This is a genomic window from Streptosporangium sp. 'caverna' (genome assembly GCF_003203775.1).
Classification (GTDB): Bacteria; Actinomycetota; Actinomycetes; order Streptosporangiales; family Streptosporangiaceae; genus Streptosporangium; species Streptosporangium subroseum.
Map to the genome: position 1 here is coordinate 8366963 of NZ_CP029711.1, position 17266 is coordinate 8384228.

Here is a 17266-nt window from a genome sequence, read left to right on the forward strand (position 1 = left end):
GAAGGTCGCCGGGTTCTGGTGCGACGAAGGTTCGTCGCCGGGTGGGGGCCGCCGGGTTCGGCCGGCCTCGCTGACGCGTCGAACGAGGAGAGCCCGACTCGACATCGCCACGCCATCACGTCCCTGAGCTGCGAATATGCGAGCCGGCGCGCATTCCCTGTCACATCGCATTCCCTGTCACATCCGGCTGCCGCCCTGGTCAGGCGACGCGTGTCGATATCCGCCGGGTCCGTTCGACGCGTAGCCGGAGACCGGCGAGGATCGGTCATCCGACCACCGTGAGGAGACACCGAAATGCGATTCCTGATGACCACCAAGGGCGGCGACCTGGCACCCCCGACCGAGACGGTCATGGCCGAGATGGCCGCCTTCGTCGAGGAGATGACCCAGGCGGGGGTGCTGCTGGCGACCGGCGGCCTGGACCCTGCCGGCACCCATGTCTCGGCCTCCGGCGGCAAGCTCACCATCACCGACGGGCCGTTCACCGAGGCGAAGGAGGCGATCGTCAGCTTCGCGCTCATCGAGGCGCGCTCGAAGGAGGAGGCCGTCGAGCTGTCCCGGCGCTTCTGGAAGATCATCGGTGACGGCGAGGGCGACATCCAGCAGGTCTTCGGCCCGGAGAACTGATCGGACGCTCGCGCACCCGGCCAGGCGCCCTGCCCCATCGGGCCTTTGACCCGAAGAACCGCCTGAGCGCTCGCACACCCGGCCGGGCAGGCGCTCCGCTCCGACAGATCTTCGGTCCGAAGAGTTGACCGGGCACTCGCACACCGGGCCGAGTGCCCTGATCAAGGCCCGGAGAACTGATCGGGCGTTTGCATATCCGGCCGGGCGGATGCTCTGATCGAGCACGTGACATCCCAGGACACCCACCGCGCGGTCGACGCGGTCTGGAAGATGGAGTCGGCGAGGATCATCGCCGGACTCGTCCGGATGGTGGGCGACGTGGGACTGGCCGAGGAGCTCGCGCAGGACGCGCTGCTCTCCGCCCTCCAGCAGTGGCCGGAGTCGGGCGTGCCGGACAACCCGGGCGCCTGGCTCATGGCCGTCGCCAAGCGTCGCGCCGTCGACCACCTGCGGCGCGGCGAGCGGCTCGACCGCAGGCACGAGCAGCTCGCCCACGAGATCGCCACCCGGCAGGACACCTCCGAGGCCGACCTCGACGAGGCCCTCGACGACCTCGACGATGCGGTGGGCGACGACGTCCTGCGCCTGATGTTCGTCTCCTGCCACCCGGCTCTTCCCGCCGAGTCCCGGGTGGCTCTGACGTTGCGGCTGCTCGGCGGCCTGCGCACCGAGGAGATCGCACGCGCGTTCCTCGTCTCCGAGCCGACCGTCGCGCAGCGCGTCGTCCGGGCCAAACGCACCCTCGCCGCCCTCCGGATCCCCTTCGAGATCCCGGTGGGTCCGGACAGGGCGGCGCGTCTGTCGTCGGTTCTCGAGGTCATCTACCTGGTGTTCAACGAGGGGTACGCGGCGACCGCCGGTGACGGCTGGATGCGCCAGGACCTCTGCCACGAGGCGCTGCGCCTGGGCCGCCTGCTGGCCGGACTCGCGCCCGGCGAGGCCGAGGTGCACGGCCTGGTCGCGCTGATGGAGCTCCAGGCGTCACGGTCTGCCGCCCGGACAACGTCGTCGGGGCAGCCCATCGCGCTGCACGAGCAGAACCGCGGACGCTGGGACCAGCTCCTCATTCACCGCGGCTTCGCGGCCCTGCTGCGCGCCAGGCAGTGCGGCGGACCCCTCGGCCCCTACGTGCTGCAGGCCGCCATCGCCGTGTGTCACGCGCGGGCCCGTACGGCGCAGGAGACCGACTGGACGCAGATCGCCACCCTCTACGAGTCCCTCGCCAAGGTGCTGCCCACGCCCGTCGTGCAGCTCAACCGCGCGGTCGCGCTGGCCATGGCGTACGGACCCGAGGCGGGACTGGCACTCGCCGACACCCTGATCGCCGAACCGGCGCTCAAGGACTACCACCGCCTGCCCAGCGTGCGCGGCGACCTTCTGGCCAGGCTCGGTCGCCACGAGGAGGCCCGGCGGGAGTTCGAACGCGCAGCCGCCCTCACCCTCAACGGGCCCGAACGCACGATCCTCCTCGAACGCGCCGCGGCCTGCGCCGAGGCGGCTCCCCCGGGGACGGCCGTCACCCTGGCCGAAGCCGCGAGCGCCTTCCTCTCCCGTGACGATCTGGACGCCGCGACCGTCCGCTCCTACGGCCAGACCATGAGCCGGCTGCGCCGCGCTCTCGGCGACGGCATCCCGCTACCGGACGTGAGCGCCGCGCAGGTCGCCGACGTCTTCACCGCGGCGTGGGGCGGCGCCGCCCCCGCGACCTGGAACCGGCACCGCGCCGCCGTACGCTCCTTCTCCACCTGGGCCGCCACCCAGGGCCTGCTAACCGGTGCCCCGGCCAGTGCCCCGGCAGGCGACCCGGCCCGTGATCCAACTCGTGCCCCAACCCGCGACCTCCCCCGCGACCCGGCCCATGACCTAACCCGCGACCTGACCCGAGACCCGGCCCGTGACCTGACCCGAGACCCGGCCCGTGACCTGACCCGAGACCCGGCCCGTGATCTGACCCGTGACCCGGCCTGTGATCTGACCCGTGACCTGGCCGCCGGGCTCGGTCGGCGGCCCGAACCTCGGGGACGCACCCGCCCCATCGATCGGCCGCACATCGAGGCGCTGTGGCAGCGTCCGGACCTCGCCCTGCGCGAACGAACCCTGTGGCTGCTGCTCCACGAGAGCGCGGCCGGGGTCGGCTCGGCGCTGGCGCTCAACGTCGAGGACCTCGACCTGGCCGAAATGCGCGGGAGAGTGGCCGCGCGAGCGGGAAGGGAGTCCTCCGGGTCCCGCTGGATCCGGTGGCGGGCCGGCACCGCCGAGCTCATCCCCCGCCTCGTCGCGGGCCGCGGCCGCGGCCCCCTGTTCCTGTCCGACCGCAGGCCCGGCCCCGGCCGGCCCCCCGCCCCCGGCGACCTGTGCCCAGAGACCGGCCGCCGCAGACTCTCCTACGAACGGGCCGAGTATCTGTTCAAGCAGGCCACCGGCTACACCCTCGACCAACTCCGGACCAGGTAGGGGCCCGTGCCATACCGGCGGAGCACTTCATCGAAAGATCGGCGGCCGACACCTCGGCGGCGACAGGTCGGCCACGCTTGGTTCGGCCCCCGGTGCCCGTCGGTCCGGTCCCGGTAGCTATCGGCGGGTGCCCCGGAGCGCGGCGAGAACGGCCAGTCCGGCGGCGGCGAAGCCCACCGCCCGTGCGAGCCGTACGGACCTGCGGATGTCCTGGACCTCTGGTTTGGGTCCCCTGCCCATCTCCGGGCGGTGCTCCACGCGGGAGCCGTAGACGTTGGTGCCACCGAGCGTGACGTCCAGCGCCCCCGCGAAGGCCGCCTCGCACCGGCCCGCGTTCGGGCTCGGGTGGCGGTGGCCGTCCCTGCGCAGTACGGCCGCCGCCTCGCTGACCGAGCCCCCGGCCAGGGGGGCGGCGAGGACCGTGAGCAGTCCGGTGATCCGGGCCGGAACGAAGTTGGCCACGTCGTCGAGCCGGGCCGCGGCCCAGCCGAAGTGCTCGTAGCGCGCGTTGTGGTGGCCGACCATCGCGTCCAGCGTGTTGATCGCCCGATAGGCGAGCAGCCCGGGCACGCCGGCCACCGCGCCCCAGAACAGCGGCGCCACCACGGCGTCGGAGGTGTTCTCCGCGATCGACTCGACGGTGGCCCTGGCCAGCTCCGGCGCCTCAAGCCGGGACGGGTCTCGCCCGCACAGGTGGGACAGCCTCCCTCGCGCCCCCTCGAGGTCGCCGTCCTCCAGGAACTCCGCCATGGCCACGCCCTCGCGGCCCAGCGTCGTGCCGCCGAGGACCGACCAGGTCGTCACGGCGCTCAGCACGCCTCGCACCACCGGGTTTCCCCCTCGGGTCGCGGCGTATCCGAGCAGCGCCACCGGGCCGACGCACAGGCCCACGTAGAGCACTCCCCTGCTCCGGGCGTCGCCGTACACCCGCTTCTCCAGCGCGGCCGCGGCCGTCCCGAACAGTGCCACCGGATGCCCTCGCCGGGGGTCGGCGAACGCGGCGTCGATCGCGACCCCGGCGAGCATTCCCAGCGCCTCGGCCCACCTCGCCTCACGCCGCGCGGACTTCGACCGCCCAGACTTCGACCGTCCGGATAAGCCAGATGACCCGGACCGGCTAGATGAGATGCTCATGGAGCTCATCCTGGTGGGTCTCGAGCCAGGCGCTGGCCCGGCGGATGCGCGTGCCCGCCCCCCCGGCCCACATGCGGGCCCAGCCGCCGCCGATGGTGAGGGCGTTGTTGCGCATGGCGTGGTAGGAGCGGTCGAAACGGAGCCGGGCGAGATCCAGGAGGTGGCGGCGGTCACGGGGCGTGAGGCCGTACGCGTCGCAGAACAGGCGCAGTCGCGGGCCGATGTCCAGGCGGCGCTGGAGCGGCTCCAGATCGAGGGGGTCGGCGATCGGAGCCCAGTGGCGCAGGGTGGTCACGATGTCGAACAGCCGGGTCGTCGGCCGGGCCATGTCGAAGTCGATCAGCGCTGCGGGGAGCCCGTCGCGGAAGATCACGTTGTCGAGGTTGACGTCGCAGTGGCCGATCAGCTCCGGGGGCGCGTCGTCGTTGGACCCGGCCTCCCAGACGGCGTCCGGCGGCGGGACGAAGCTCGCCGAGGCGTCGTGGAAGCTCCGCATCAGGCGGGCCAGCGCGGCCAGGGACTCGTCGGTGAGCGCGTAGGCGGGCAGCGGCCTGAGCGCGGAGTCACCCTCGACGTAGGTCAGGGCCTCCCTGTCCCGCTCGTCCAGGCCCACCACGCGAGGCGCTCCGTCGAACCCCTCCGCCTCGAGGTGCCGCAGCAACGCGTGCACGGAGTGCGTGGAGGCCCTGACGGGTCTGCGGACGGTGTCGCCGACCCGCACCACCCCGTCGGTGACATCACCGCCCACCAGGGGGATCTCTTCCTGGAGTGTGACGACGAACATGGCACACGAGCCTAGACCGGTCCACCCACCGCACAGAACGGTTTCGGGTGGACCGGCCCGTACTCGAAGTGAACTCTCAGAGAGGGCGCCGACGGGACCGAGTGACGAAATCCCCGGTGGGAGCGCTCAGCGGGATCTTCCGGCAAGGCCCCTCAGGGAGCGCCGGCCGGCTCTCAGGAAGCGTCGGCCGAGCCCTCTCAGAGAGCGCCGGCCGGACTCTCTGGGAGGGAGGGTCAGCCGGACTCTTTCCGAGGGAACACCGGCAGAGCTCTCAGAGGCAGCACCGGCAGGGCTCTCTCAGAGGGAGCGCTGGTAGGAACCGAAGGCCCTCGTGCCCAGATATCCCAGGACGAGCGCAACCGCCGCCAGCCCTCCGAGATTCGCCCAGACCGTACCCCAGTCGGGCGAGGCCGCCAGGGACTCCCGGGCGGCGACGACCGCCCAGTTCACCGGGTTGTACGCGGAGGCCGTCTGGATCCACTCCGGGGCTGCCTCCTGAGCCATGATCGCGGTGGACAGGAACATCAGCGGCAGCGTCAGGAACTGGGACAGGCCGATCAACGCCTCGTTGGTACGCAGCAGCAGCGCGAGGGCGTTCGACATCGAGCAGAACCCCGCCGTCAGGAGCATGGCGGCCAGCAGGCTGGTCGCGATGCCCGGCAGGCCTCCCGGGTAGGTCGCCCCGGACAGCCGGCCCACCACGAACACGATGATCCCCTGGACCAGCAGGGAGAGCATGTTGTAGGAGAGCGAGCCGATGATGATCGCCCCTCGCCGCACCGGGGTGACCAGCACCCGGTCCATGATTCCCCGGTCCATCATCTCGATGAACCCGGTACCGCTCCACGCCCCGATGAAGAGCGCGTTCATGGCGACCACCCCGGGGACGAGGAAGTCGATGTAGTTGACGCCGCCGAAACCGGGCAGCTCGACGATCCGCTTGAACAGCTGCCCGAACAGCAGCAGCCAGACCATCGGCTGGACCAGCATGACCGCCACGTACAGCGGCTGCCGCCACAGGGCCCTGATCGACTGGAGGGTGAAGTAGGCGGAGTGTACGAGGAGCGAGCCCCTGTTCCTCCCCGCGCTCACGTCCGCGGGAATCGTGATGGTCGTCATGCCGCCACCTCCTCGAAGGTCCGTCCGGTGTGACGCAGGTAGACGTCGTCCAGGGACGGGCGGGCGACGGTGATCGCCCCCACCTTCACCCCGGCCGCGTCCAGGGCGGCCAGCACGGCCGGTACGGCCGCCGCGCCGTCGTCGACCCTGGCCCGGAGCACCCGCCCCGCCGTGGTGATCTCTCTGGCGCCGTGCACCCGGCGCAGGGCCTCCTCGGCCTGCGGGATCTTCTGGGAATCGACGAGCTCGGCGACGATCGCGTCACCGCGAAGCTGGCTCTTGAGCTCGTCCGGGCTACCGGTGGTCACGACCTTTCCCCTGTCCACGATGGCCAGGGCTCCGGCGAGCTTGTCGGCCTCCTCCAGGTAGTGCGTGGTGAGGAGGATGGTCAGCCCCTCCTCCGCGGCGAGCCTGGCGATCTCCGTCCACATCGCGGCCCTGGCCTCCGGGTCCAGGCCGGTGGTCGGCTCGTCGAGGAAGAGCACCCGGGGGCGGTGGATGAGGCCCATGGCGACGTCGAGCTTGCGCTGCATGCCGCCGGAGTAGGTGCGAGCCTGACGGTCGGCCGCCTCGACGAGGTCGAACCTGTCCATGAGCTCGCCTGCGCGGAGCCTGAGCTGCCGCCTGGACATCCCGTACAGGGCGCCGTGCAGGAGGAGGTTCTCCCGCCCGGTGGCCTGGGGGTCCACGCTGATCTTCTGGGTGACGCAGCCGATGGCCGCGCGCACCTGGTCCGGATTTTTCCGTACATCAATGCCCGCGACCCGGGCGTTCCCGGCGTCGGGCCGGGACAGGGTCGTCAGGATCTTGACCGCGGTCGACTTACCCGCGCCGTTGGGGCCGAGCAGGCCGAAGACCGTACCGGTCGGCACGCCGAAGCTGAGCTCGTCCAGCGCACGGACCTTCCCGTACGCCTTGACCAGGCGGTCTGCCTGGATGGATTCCATTTCGTTTCCTCCACAGGATTACGTGTGCGGAGGCATGACCTGGCGGCGTCACGGCGCTCGGCCGCGCACGCATCAGGAGCGGGCCGACGCGGAGCGGACCACGGGCGGCGAGTGGCGCTGTGGGGCGCAGCCGTACGAGAGCATGCGGCTCTCTCACCGAAGGTGCGTCGTTCTCCGCGGGCACGAACCCTTATCGTGGAACTGCCTTGTAGCAAGGCCAGGTTTCACCTCCACGCGAGACCTTCCGGTCCCCGGCACGGTGTTCCAGCACCCGCCGGGGACCACTTGCGTGTCAGGGGGTGGGCGCCTCCAGGTCGTCGAAGCCGGCCGGCAGACCGGCGGCGGACCGTTCATGCCAGAGCCGCCAGAGGTCGAGCCCGTCGAACGTGCCGGCGCGCAGCTCGTCGATCAGACCGTCCACCCAGGCGAGCTCGGAACGGCGGAGCATGTCGGTGTACTCCCACTCGATGAGCATCAACCGCGGCAGATCCTGCTTGGCGGTGAGCTCCCGGAGCGCGGCGTCCGCGTGCAGGCGCTGCTCCAGCTTGAGCCTGCGCTCCTCCAGGAGCCGGATCACCTCGTCGGGCGGGAGGACGGGGAGCAGTGACAGACCCGCTTCGAAGCCGGTGTACTCCCTGGTGGGAGTGCTGATCAGCTCGCTGAGCCAGTCGAACAGCTCCAGCTTGCCCGGCTCCGTGATCGCGTAGATCGTGCGCTCGGGCCTGTTGCCCTCGCGAACGGTCTCCACCGCCTTGATCAGCCCGCGCTTCTCCAGGCTCTCGACCACCGAGTAGAGCGAGCCGTAGTTGAGACGGATGCTCTCCTCCTTGCGCCGGGTGCGCATGGAGGAGGCCATCTCGTACGGGTGCATCGGGCGCTCGAACAGGAGGGCCATCACGGCCAGGGCGAGGGGGTTGCTCCGCCTGCGGGTCATGGGACATCCTCCGATTCGAATACTCGACTTCGAGTATTAGCCAACTCGCGATACATCGCAAGTATTTTTCCCGGATTGTCTCGGTCGAAGGGAGCTTTATCTGGGCCCGGACGTCCTCGCCGGCCCCTTCGGGCGGTCGGTGATCGACATCACAGGGTGATCCTCGCGACACAGGAGGAAAACCGATGCGTGGATGCTCCCAGGATCATGCACAATTAGGCGGGGGCACCCTTAGCTCAGCTGGATAGAGCATCGGACTTCTAATCCGACGGTCGCAGGTTCGAATCCTGCAGGGTGCACTGCCGAGGCCAGGTCATCCACGCGCTGACCTGGCCTTTTGCTTGCCTGCGGCCCACACCCCTCATGCAGCCGCAGGTGGCTGAAAACAGCCGCATGCCACTGCTCGCGGAACATACGCGGAATGGATCCAGCCCCGTTTTCCCAGGTGGGCCGGGAGCTCCGGAGGTTCGCGGAAGGATTCCGAGCGTTCCAGGGCACGCTGCGGGGTGGTTCGTGATGTCGAGGTCTGACACGATGCGCTTCATGACGACCCGAAAGGCCGATGCCGCGTAGGCGGCCGAGCATCCTCCGTGCGCAAGCGTGGGCAAATCGCTGACACTATCGCCCAGCCCCCAAGATTCCCGGCGTCTCCAGCCGGACCTGTGCGGCCATCGCGCGAATCGAACTCCAGCATTTGGGGCCTGGGGCCGTCGCCGAGGCTTTCGCCGACTACAAACGGTTCCTCCGGCAGCCCGGCCGCTATCTCTACCTACCTGAAGATGACTGCCCCTGCTGCGACCCGGCAGAGGCCCGGAACACGCTGGAATACGCTCTGCGACGCCTTCGATCCCCAGCCAAGGCAGAGCTTTCATGAATCGTGACGCGGCTGGACGAGGAGTTCTACCGCCGGACCATCCCCGACCCCTGGGCGCGTTATTACCCATGGCGCTTCGGCGGATGGTGGCATCAGCGTATTCACGAAAAATGATCACCTTCCTACATGGAGAAGGGTCCCGGTGTGAGCCGGGACCCTTCGTCGTCGTGGTGTTCTTACGATGTCTCACACAGTGAGCGCGGCCAGGATGCGCTGGTTGGCCACGTCCCGCTGTCCGTCGATGCACTTGGCGTAGACCTTGAGCAGCACGTCCACCCCGTGCCCCGCTCTCTCCGCCGCTTCCGGTGCGTGGACTCCGGCATTCAGCCAGAGGGAGACCGCCGCGTGCCGCAGGTCGTATGGCCTGCCCGCCAGAGGTGAGGCGACCTGATCGGGAGTGAAGGCATACAGCCGAGCCTCCTTCCAGACCTTGGCGTAGGCCGATCCGGAGATCAGGCCACCCGTGCGGGTGCGAAACAGCCGGCCATCGTCGGCGACGCCGTGAGTGTCGATGTGGTCGCGCAGCATGGTCACCGGCTCTGGCGGAATCGGCACCGGCCGTGTCTCCCTCTGGCCCCGGTGCTTGAGGCCGCGCTCGTCGTGGGTCTCCCCTGAGTCGGTGAACCGCTTGTTGCTCTGCGGCTTGGTCTTCTCCAGGGTGAGCAGCCCCCAACCGGTCGCCGGAAGGTGACAGTCCTTCTTCCGGAGCCCCGCCGCCTCCCCCGGACGCAGACCGCCGAAGTACATGCAGGCGAACAATGCCGCCAGCATCAGCCCTCTCGACCGGCCCACGTAGGTCACTGCGGTCAGCAGCTCACGGGCCTGAGCCGGGTTGACCACCGAGCGCCGATCGATCTCGCCATCGAACTTCGCCTTGCAGAGCTTGACCTTGTGCAGCGGATTTGCCGAAAGCTCCTCCAACTCCACCGCGTACTCCAGCACATGATGGAACACCGCCCGCTTGCGCCGGTAGGTCGAGGTGGCCGCCGCCTTGCCGTTCAGCATCAGCGCCAGAGCCTCCAGAGCCGCCCGCGTGTGCTTGGCCTCCTCCAGAGCGCTCAGGGGCAGTGAAGCCGCCTCCAGCCACCGCACAGCGCGAGCGATCTCCGGCGAGAGGACTGGGCGACGATCCTCCGGAAGGAAGGAGAACTCGCGTAGCGCCCGCCGGATGATCTCGTCATCAGGCCGGCCAGGCAGGTCGTTCATCAACACGGAAGTGATGTTCGCCAGTGTGTCGGTCATGCCCCCTCGGCGCCCAGCGCGCTGACCGACAGGTAGGGAGTACGGAACGAGGTGTCGAGCCGGGTGCCGTCCTCATCGAGCGTCACCACGGCACGGGTGTAGGGCAGGTGCTTTCTCACGCGGCCATGTCCTTACCGTTCGAAGCCTTGACCGGAACCGCGGTCGAACGGGGAGGGTGCATCGCCGTTGCCCGAATCGACCAGGCCAGCCGGCCGGTGTTCTGGCCGACGTAGGCGGTGGCGGTCATGCCGTCGAACTCCACCGGCACGAACGGCAGGCCGGGCAGCGCAGCCGGGACGATCGGCTGAACCGGGGACAGGATCTTGACCGCCACCGTCTTCTGTCCGGCCTTGACGGTGGGGTCGGCGTCCATGACGGCGACCTGCCAGATGAGTTCGCCGGTGTTCTTGTCCTTGGCGTAGACGGTGCGTCCCTTGTTGGAGGCGTCGAAGTCCTTGACCTGCTCGACCTCGCCGACGACGAAGCAGCCGTGTGGGAAGACCTGGTGGAAGTTGATCGGGATGGGGCCTTGGATGGCCATGAGATTTGCCTTTCGTCTATCCCCCTAGACAGTGACGGTGCTTCCGTCGAGATTGGCTGTCTAGGGGGCTATGCAAGCGAAGGTATCTGGAGTCTGCCCCAACTGTCTAGGGGGGTAAACGCGATTGGCAAGTTCGGTCTCGACTTGCCAGGCCCATAAAGAACAAAAGGGATTAGATGCTACAAAAGTTATGCGTGAGGAAATGTGACCCGGTAGTTATGGGAGGTGCATAAGCTGACGCCATTCGAACGGTCCAATGGGGGTCCGCGTGTACGACCAGCACTCTTCTGGCTATCAACAGCCATACGGTTACGGGCAAGGCGGATACCCAACCTACGCACCCCCACCAGTAGCCCCACGCACCAGTGGCCTGGCTGTCGCATCCTTGGTTTTCGGAATTCTCTGGATTTGCGGCGTGGGAAGTTTCGTCGCGATCATCTGCGGGCACATGGCGATCTCAAATATTCGGACAACCCGAGCCGGGGGTAAGGGGCTAGCCGTAGCGGGACTCGTCCTGGGCTACCTGGGCATAGCCTCGATTTCTCTCTTCTTCATCATTTCCGCGGCGGGACCCGGCTCAACCGGAACCGATTCAGCAGCGGTCGCCACCGAGGCCAGTAGCAGCGAGGATGGCGACGCTGAGGATGAGCCCGCACCCGCGCCTTCCCCGAAGAAGCCAGTCTTCAAGACTGAGGACTACAAGCAGCTCTCGACCAGAGGCTTCGCCAAGCTGACCAAAGACCCCGACGCCTACGCCGGGGAACATTTCATCCTCTATGGCGAAGTCACACAGTTCGACGCAGCCACGGGCGCTGATGGATTCCTCGCCGACACAGGTCCAACCAAGCAGCAGCCGGCTTACGGGATCGTGAACTTCGGGCAGAACGCCGCCTACGTCGGCTCGAAATCTCGACTCGCCGATGTGGTCGAGGACGACCTGTTCCAGGCGTACGTAACAGTGGTGGATAGCTACAGCTACGAGACGCAGATCGGTGGCAATACGACTGTGCCCCGTTTCAAGGTCGACCGCATCAAGGTCTACGGCAGCACCAAATAGGCAGCGGTCGCATCATCGAAGGTCTTGCCGCGTGGCCACCGTTCTCCCCCCGGATCCGAGTGTTCGGCTAGGCGCACTTGCCGAATCAACTCTTCGGGGCCGGAGTCATCGAGCAGGTCGAGGGCTCGCCGCCAGGTGGCCAGGCCGAATCGGTCGACGAGTCGGGATGCTCCGTCGCTCAGGATCGCGGTAGCGCGTACCAGGGCAGCCGGCACTGTTCCGGTCAACGCCTGTTCCGCGGCCAGGGGATCGACCGAGGCTACCCAGAATCCCCCGTCGACATTGCGGTGTGCGCGCATGGCCTCCATGTAGCGGCTCAGGGCCTGGAGGTGTTCCGGGCTTCCCCCGGCAGCGGCGTTCATCGGTCCCCGGTAGCGGTTACCGGTCAGGGCTTCCCTCTCGTCGCAGATGACCATGGGGTCGGCGTCGAGGAGATCGAGGACGAGCACGGAGTCAGCCAGCACGAGCCAGTCCAGGGTGTCGGCCGTACGACGGAGCATGACCACGGTGGCCGAGGGCGAGCCGGGATGGGAGAGATCGCAGCAGAAATCATGCATCGAGGCCGTGGCCTTGATCCCCGCGGCGAGGGTCGTGGTCAAGGAGTCGGCACTTTGGGTCATCCCGGCAAGGAGAGTTGAGCCGAGGGTGTGCGAATACCAGGCGACGCCGTGGGAGCAGCCCGATTTCAGATCCGCAGGGGTGCCGGCGCCGTCCAGGAGAACGATGGCATCGGGGGTGGCGCCGATGAAGTCTTCGTTGGGCCGGTCGGGATAGGCGGGTTCGGTGGCGAGGGTGAGCCGCATGTCAGTCGTCCTGGTGTCGATAGAGCGGACTGGCAAGTTGGGTTCGGGTTGGTTCCCCGCTGTCGGGGTCGTATTCCACGCTGACCACGGTGGAGAAGCGCTGGTCTGCGACCTGTCCCCAGATCGTGGCGATCTCGGAGGTGAGTAGGTCCACCACGCCGAGGGATCCGTTGGTGCGGATTCCGGCGATGGCCAGGAAGGTGCCGTTGCCATCCGGCCGGGGTAGACGGCCGAGGTATGCAGAGTCGGTCGGCTGCTCCGGGACGACCTGGGTGCCCGACCGGTAAGCGACACCGGTGCGGGTGTCGCGCAGCAGCCAGCCGAGGTCATCGCGTTCCCACCGGATGACGGGGTCGGTGTCGTAGGCCGTGTACATCGCTTCGGACATGCGGGGGCCGCAGACGACTACGAGGTTGGGCCGGTTGAGGTTGATCTGACCGTCGATGGTGACGTTGTCTGAGGCGATGGCGAGCCCGAAGGACTTGGCGAGCTCTTCCAGGCGCTGACCCGAGCGCATGTCGTCTAGGGCGAGGACGGGCCGTTTCTTCTCGGGGTCGAGCCGCAGGGGGGTGACCACGGTCACCATGCCGGTGCCGAGGAACGCGCCCTCCGGGGCCGGTCCGGTGTGCTTGATCTGGTGAATGCGCCCGCGTGAGAGTCCGGCTTGTTCGGCGATCTGTGCGTAGGAGACGCCTTGGGCGTGCAGTTCTTGAATCACTCGACGCCGTAGCCGGGCCAGTTCGGTGACCTCCTGTTGTGCGGCGCTCAGCCGCTCTGTTGCGGTCCGGATCAACAGGTACGGGTCGTCGATGGCGGAGATCCGCTCAAGGTCACTCGGTGGCACGGTGGTTCCCTTTCGGTGGTGCTCCACCGAGTCTAGACCCCTAGACGAAATGTCGTCTATCCCCCTTGACAGTACGGACTTAAGGGCTTCGCCTGTTTTCAGACTCACTGCCCGGATCGCTGAACGGCGCTTCGGTACTCCCCTGGTCATCGAGCGCGCCCCGTCAGCACCGCCGCCCACAGCTCTTGACCTTCGGCCATGCGGGTCCGGCCGGTTTCCTGGACGGCGCAGAGTGTTCCCTGCACGGTTCGGCGAAGGAAGACCTGGCCACCCGAGGCGCACAGCTCATAGACGACCGAGCGACAGTGGCAGGTCCAGGCGATCACTCGGCACCGTTCACCGAGCCGCGGGTCCATCCAGGCCAGCCGGGCGTGATCGGATTGGGGGACCGGAACGTGAGCGGCCAGGCAGCTCACTGCCGTACCGCCGGCTGGGGAAGCCGGTCCAGGACGGCCCACACGATGCGACCTTTGTCGTCGCCGGTCACGCCCCACTTCGTTGCGAGTTCGGTGACCAGCATCAGCCCTCGCCCGTCTTCCCCGTCGGTATGGGGCGGGAAGGCCCGAGGGGAGCGAGGGCCGCCTTCGTCCAGGACGCCGAGCCAGAGCCGATCGGCTTCGGTATGGATTGACACCGTGAACCGGCCCCCGAATCGACCGCTCTCGGAATGCCGGACGGCATTGGTGGCCAGCTCGCTGACGATCAGTTCGGCGTCTTCGGCTTCCGGCCAGCCGCTCAGCATGGCGGTGACGAAGCGGCGAGCTTCAACGATCGATCGAGGAGAACCGAGGAAGGTGCGGGAGATGCAGGGGAGCGACACGGCGGACTCCGATGTCTAGGGGGCTATACATCCATTCCGCCAGCGTATGAGTGAACCTACGAAGCACTCAAGGTATTCGACGCATAAATACGTCACTTATTCGAGGCGAGCCGCCAACTCCTGATACTCCATCCCGATCCGCCCCAGAAAATCCCGCAGCCCATCGCCATACACGGCGGCCGCCGCGAACGCCTCGAAGGTCTCCCCGTGCGCCGCAATTTCCTCTGACTCGCTCAGCGTGAGATCACCGGTCAGGCTCTCCACCACGCTCACCGACCCGTCATAGATCGTGAACCCGTGCAGCGGGAACCCCGGAGCCTCCACCGACCACGGCACTATCCCAAGCCCCACATGGGGAAGCGTCGAGACCTGAAGCAATCGATCAAGCTGCGCCCGCATCAACGCCGGCGACCCTGGCCACGTCCGAACCGCCCCCTCCGTCAGCACGAAGTAGAACTCACGCCCCGACTCGAACAGGACGGCTTGCGCCTCCACCCGAACCGCCGCAGCCTTGGCCGCATCCTCCTCATCGACCTCTCTGCCGAAAGCCAAGGCGAGCCGCGCGTACTCCGCTGTCTGAAGCAACGCCGGGATCATTGCCGATTGAAACGACACCACTCGCTGAGCCGATCGGAGCCGGGCAGCATTGGCCGCCTCCCGCCCGGCAAGCCCACCCTTGAGGCGGGAGACCTCATCGCGTAGCCGGATGAGCAGAGCATCCAGCTCCCCGCGGCCTACGTCGTCCAGGTCCAGCGCTTCAACAAGCCGATCAACCGTCTCCGGAACCGGAAGGAGCTGCCCCGTCTCGATCCGCGAGATCGTTGGCTGAGCCACTCCAGCCCGCAACGCCAGATCCTTACCGGTCAGCCCGGCGTCCTTACGTAGCCGACGCAGCAACTCGCCCAGCGCCCGAAGGCGATCCCGTCGATCCTCCACACCCAGCGTTCTACCACTCGCCCAAGTAGACCGGCCGAGGGACAACCTGGATCACTGCCGAATTGTTCTCATAGGTATCAAGCGGCGCGGCGCGGCCCTGCGCTCGGCCGCACGCTGCGCGTGCGGCCTGGGGGCCGTTCTCGCGCACGTCCGTGCTCGGGCCGCGGTTAGCGAGCGTCACGATGAGTGACCCAAGAGGGTCGGCGGCAGAATCGCAGCCCCGTGTGTTAGGCGCACGGCCAGGGGCTAGGTCATCCGTCGCCGCTTACCTTCCGAGCGATTTGCTCGGCGATCTCTGCTGCCTGCGTCTCAATGTTTTTTTGAGGATCGAAGATACAACCTCCTCGTGTTCTGGATTTATCCCAGACTGTTTCCGGAACGGCAGTCGACCAGATCGGGATAACGTGACCTTTATCGAATCTATCCTCGAAGATGCCGGATTCGAACCTGGTCCATCGTTTCAAACCGTAAGTAGGACCTAGAATTGCGACTACATAGTCTGCTTCCGCTTCATAGATCGGCCCGAAGAACTTCTCCAGATCTTCACCAAGAATACGTGCTTGCTCATTTAGGTCGTAGAAAACTACGACACCTAGCTCCTCTAGTTGCTCTTTTAAGACTTCCGCGAATTGTCGATCCTCTCCTGCAAAAGACAGGGCAACATCGTAACTTGTGGTAAAGGTGATCTTTCGGAATCCGATCTTTTTTCCCCATGCAGCCAAATCTAGGTTGCGAACATAGAAGGCCACCTGCGGATCTTCGATCGATAGAACATTCGTCACTGAATCTAGATGAAAAATGCTAGATATCTCTTCGTCGGAAACGAGTTTAGCCAAGTACCCGTTCTTAAGAACCACAGTTACGCTTGCTCTAGACTTTGGATCCAAGGCCATAGCCTCAAAAAGCGATATGGCCCAAGTCTGCTGCTGCTGCAGCCAGCGCAGGATGTACATGTATGGTGCGCGACCGCTGGGGCGGAACTTGTTACCGCGCGCAAACTTGGTAAGGACCCGTTCAAAGCGAGCTTGGTGTCGTTCAAGTATAAGACGCTTAATCCTAGAATACGGCGTTGTTACTTCTACGCTTTTTCTCTGAGCTCCAAATATATTGGAGTCTGAGCACATTTCATGGCAGAGCAGCTGGGCCAAGTAGAAGCTTCCGTGAACAGCTTCTATTATGTGATCACGGGCCTTTATTTTAATATTCAAATGTTTCTCGCCCAGAGATATCATTTCTGCGATCTTGGACGATGGTTCGGCATCGAACTTGATAACATCCAGGCGATTTACGACGTCAGGGGCATGCTCAACTAGGCGTTCCCCTGCTCGGTTAATACCGATGACGACAATCTTACTGGTGAGTTCTTCCGCATCGGCAAGAATCTTCAGTAGATCAGCTATTTGTGCGCGAACCTCATCCTTCAAAACATGAAAGTCGTCGATGACAACGAGGCCGAAATCTTCAATCAAAGGAAGGAACTCGATTAGTTCAAGATCCTTAGGCCGGCGGGCAGAGAGAACTTGCGCCCTTGACTCCCAGCCGAGTTCTTCTAGCGCTTTCTTAACGGCCGTGGTCTTCCCGATGCCGGATGGGCCCTCGATCACTAGACCGCGTCCCGGTGTTCGAAGGTTGGTTAGCAATGTGCCCCAGCGGCTCGGATGGACAAACGTGAACTCAGGGACACCTCCGATCTTAAAAACGCTTTCGAGTGTTGGCCCAGTCGGCTTCTCATTCGGGCGCCTGTTTGCTTTCACCGCTTCTCCAGCATCCTTAATATTGGTAGATGCATCCTACAGCAAGACATGATCGCATCGTTACATAACTTAAAATGTCATAGTATATAGGCGTTTTGCATTGCTTGTCCGAATTATTCCGCTTGAATCCCTTGAGGAAGCAACTGATCAACAAGGGATTTTTCTATTTAATGGCATTCGTTATCAATATGAACAGGTGGGCCATTAATAGACCTCCATAGAATAGCGTGAGCGTAAAAGACCAAATGGATCGAGAGTAGCTGATTTTGCTACGGTAAGTGTGCAAATCCATGCTGAAGGGTTCGACGGAGGAATTTGGCCTGCGAGCGTCATTGTAGAGACCTCGAAATAGTCTCTCTTGTCGCAGGAAATAGCTATCCAATAACCAGAAGGCGA

Annotated in this window: 16 protein-coding genes and 1 tRNA gene; 4 read left to right on the forward strand and 13 right to left on the reverse strand. The window is 65.8% G+C overall.

Going from position 1 to position 17266, the window contains the following annotated elements; genetic code table 11:
• Window positions 1–294: 294 nt before the first annotated feature.
• Both DKM19_RS36000 and DKM19_RS52185 read left to right on the forward strand, forming a co-directional pair.
• Window positions 295–627: a YciI family protein gene (locus DKM19_RS36000; RefSeq protein ID WP_110702004.1), complete on the forward strand. Its 333-nt coding sequence runs from the start codon at window positions 295–297 to the stop codon at window positions 625–627.
• A 270-nt stretch (window positions 628–897) separates the two neighbouring features.
• Window positions 898–3081 carry a sigma-70 family RNA polymerase sigma factor gene (locus DKM19_RS52185; RefSeq protein WP_110706233.1) on the forward strand — a complete coding sequence of 728 codons (2184 nt, stop codon included), beginning with the start codon at window positions 898–900 and terminating at the stop codon, window positions 3079–3081.
• A 117-nt stretch (window positions 3082–3198) separates the two neighbouring features.
• On the opposite strand, the gene DKM19_RS36010 is transcribed toward DKM19_RS52185, so the two are convergent.
• The 5 genes from DKM19_RS36010 to DKM19_RS36030 all read right to left on the reverse strand — a co-directional run bounded on the left by DKM19_RS36010 (window position 3199) and on the right by DKM19_RS36030 (window position 7999).
• Window positions 3199–4215 (reverse strand): cobalamin biosynthesis protein, encoded by a 1017-nt coding sequence (locus tag DKM19_RS36010; protein ID WP_110702006.1) that lies wholly within the window; start codon window positions 4213–4215, stop codon window positions 3199–3201.
• The gene (locus tag DKM19_RS36015) at window positions 4199–4999 is read right to left on the reverse strand and encodes a phosphotransferase enzyme family protein (protein WP_110702008.1); all 801 of its coding nucleotides are present in this window, start codon (window positions 4997–4999) and stop codon (window positions 4199–4201) included. Before DKM19_RS36015 ends, DKM19_RS36010 begins: the two co-directional genes overlap by 17 nt.
• Window positions 5000–5296: 297 nt before the next feature.
• Complete coding sequence (locus DKM19_RS36020) at window positions 5297–6118, reverse strand: ABC transporter permease (RefSeq protein WP_110702010.1); 822 nt, start codon at window positions 6116–6118, stop codon at window positions 5297–5299.
• The gene (locus DKM19_RS36025; protein WP_110702012.1) at window positions 6115–7065 is read right to left on the reverse strand and encodes an ATP-binding cassette domain-containing protein; all 951 of its coding nucleotides are present in this window, start codon (window positions 7063–7065) and stop codon (window positions 6115–6117) included. Before DKM19_RS36025 ends, DKM19_RS36020 begins: the two co-directional genes overlap by 4 nt.
• A 292-nt stretch (window positions 7066–7357) precedes the next feature.
• Complete coding sequence (locus DKM19_RS36030; protein WP_110702014.1) at window positions 7358–7999, reverse strand: PadR family transcriptional regulator; 642 nt, start codon at window positions 7997–7999, stop codon at window positions 7358–7360.
• A gap of 225 nt (window positions 8000–8224) precedes the next feature.
• On the opposite strand from DKM19_RS36030, the gene DKM19_RS36035 reads away from it, so the two are divergent.
• Window positions 8225–8298, forward strand: a tRNA-Arg gene (locus tag DKM19_RS36035).
• 761 nt (window positions 8299–9059) lie between these two features.
• Here DKM19_RS36035 and DKM19_RS36045 read toward each other — a convergent pair.
• From DKM19_RS36045 to DKM19_RS36050, 3 genes are read right to left on the reverse strand one after another with little or no spacing between them, the layout of a single operon-like run.
• The gene (locus DKM19_RS36045; protein WP_110702016.1) at window positions 9060–10115 is read right to left on the reverse strand and encodes a tyrosine-type recombinase/integrase; all 1056 of its coding nucleotides are present in this window, start codon (window positions 10113–10115) and stop codon (window positions 9060–9062) included.
• On the reverse strand, window positions 10112–10234 hold the full coding sequence (locus DKM19_RS52635) for a hypothetical protein (protein WP_255415457.1): 123 nt from the start codon (window positions 10232–10234) through the stop codon (window positions 10112–10114). Before DKM19_RS52635 ends, DKM19_RS36045 begins: the two co-directional genes overlap by 4 nt.
• On the reverse strand, window positions 10231–10656 hold the full coding sequence (locus tag DKM19_RS36050) for a plasmid replication, integration and excision activator (RefSeq protein WP_110702018.1): 426 nt from the start codon (window positions 10654–10656) through the stop codon (window positions 10231–10233). The genes DKM19_RS52635 and DKM19_RS36050 overlap by 4 nt, the downstream gene beginning before the upstream one ends.
• A 256-nt stretch (window positions 10657–10912) precedes the next feature.
• Here DKM19_RS36050 and DKM19_RS36055 point away from each other — a divergent pair, with 256 nt between their 5' ends.
• Window positions 10913–11713 carry a DUF4190 domain-containing protein gene (locus DKM19_RS36055; protein ID WP_110702020.1) on the forward strand — a complete coding sequence of 267 codons (801 nt, stop codon included), beginning with the start codon at window positions 10913–10915 and terminating at the stop codon, window positions 11711–11713.
• Here DKM19_RS36055 and DKM19_RS36060 read toward each other — a convergent pair.
• From DKM19_RS36060 to DKM19_RS36080, 5 genes are all read right to left on the reverse strand, one after another.
• A complete protein-coding gene (locus DKM19_RS36060) occupies window positions 11695–12516 on the reverse strand; it encodes an integrase (protein WP_110702022.1) in 822 nt (273 codons plus the stop codon). The two genes, DKM19_RS36055 and DKM19_RS36060, sit on opposite strands and share 19 nt — an antisense overlap.
• Before the next feature lies 1 nt (window position 12517).
• Window positions 12518–13360, reverse strand: coding sequence for a sigma factor-like helix-turn-helix DNA-binding protein (locus DKM19_RS36065; protein ID WP_110706234.1), 843 nt, complete (start codon window positions 13358–13360; stop codon window positions 12518–12520).
• Window positions 13361–13772: 412 nt separating this feature from the next.
• Entirely contained in the window at window positions 13773–14180 is a 408-nt protein-coding gene (locus DKM19_RS36070) for an ATP-binding protein (protein WP_110702024.1), read from the reverse strand.
• Window positions 14181–14276: 96 nt separating this feature from the next.
• Entirely contained in the window at window positions 14277–15116 is an 840-nt protein-coding gene (locus DKM19_RS36075; RefSeq protein WP_162642017.1) for a helix-turn-helix transcriptional regulator, read from the reverse strand.
• A gap of 251 nt (window positions 15117–15367) precedes the next feature.
• Entirely contained in the window at window positions 15368–16870 is a 1503-nt protein-coding gene (locus DKM19_RS36080; protein WP_162642018.1) for a TIR domain-containing protein, read from the reverse strand.
• Between the last annotated feature and the right edge of the window lie 396 nt (window positions 16871–17266).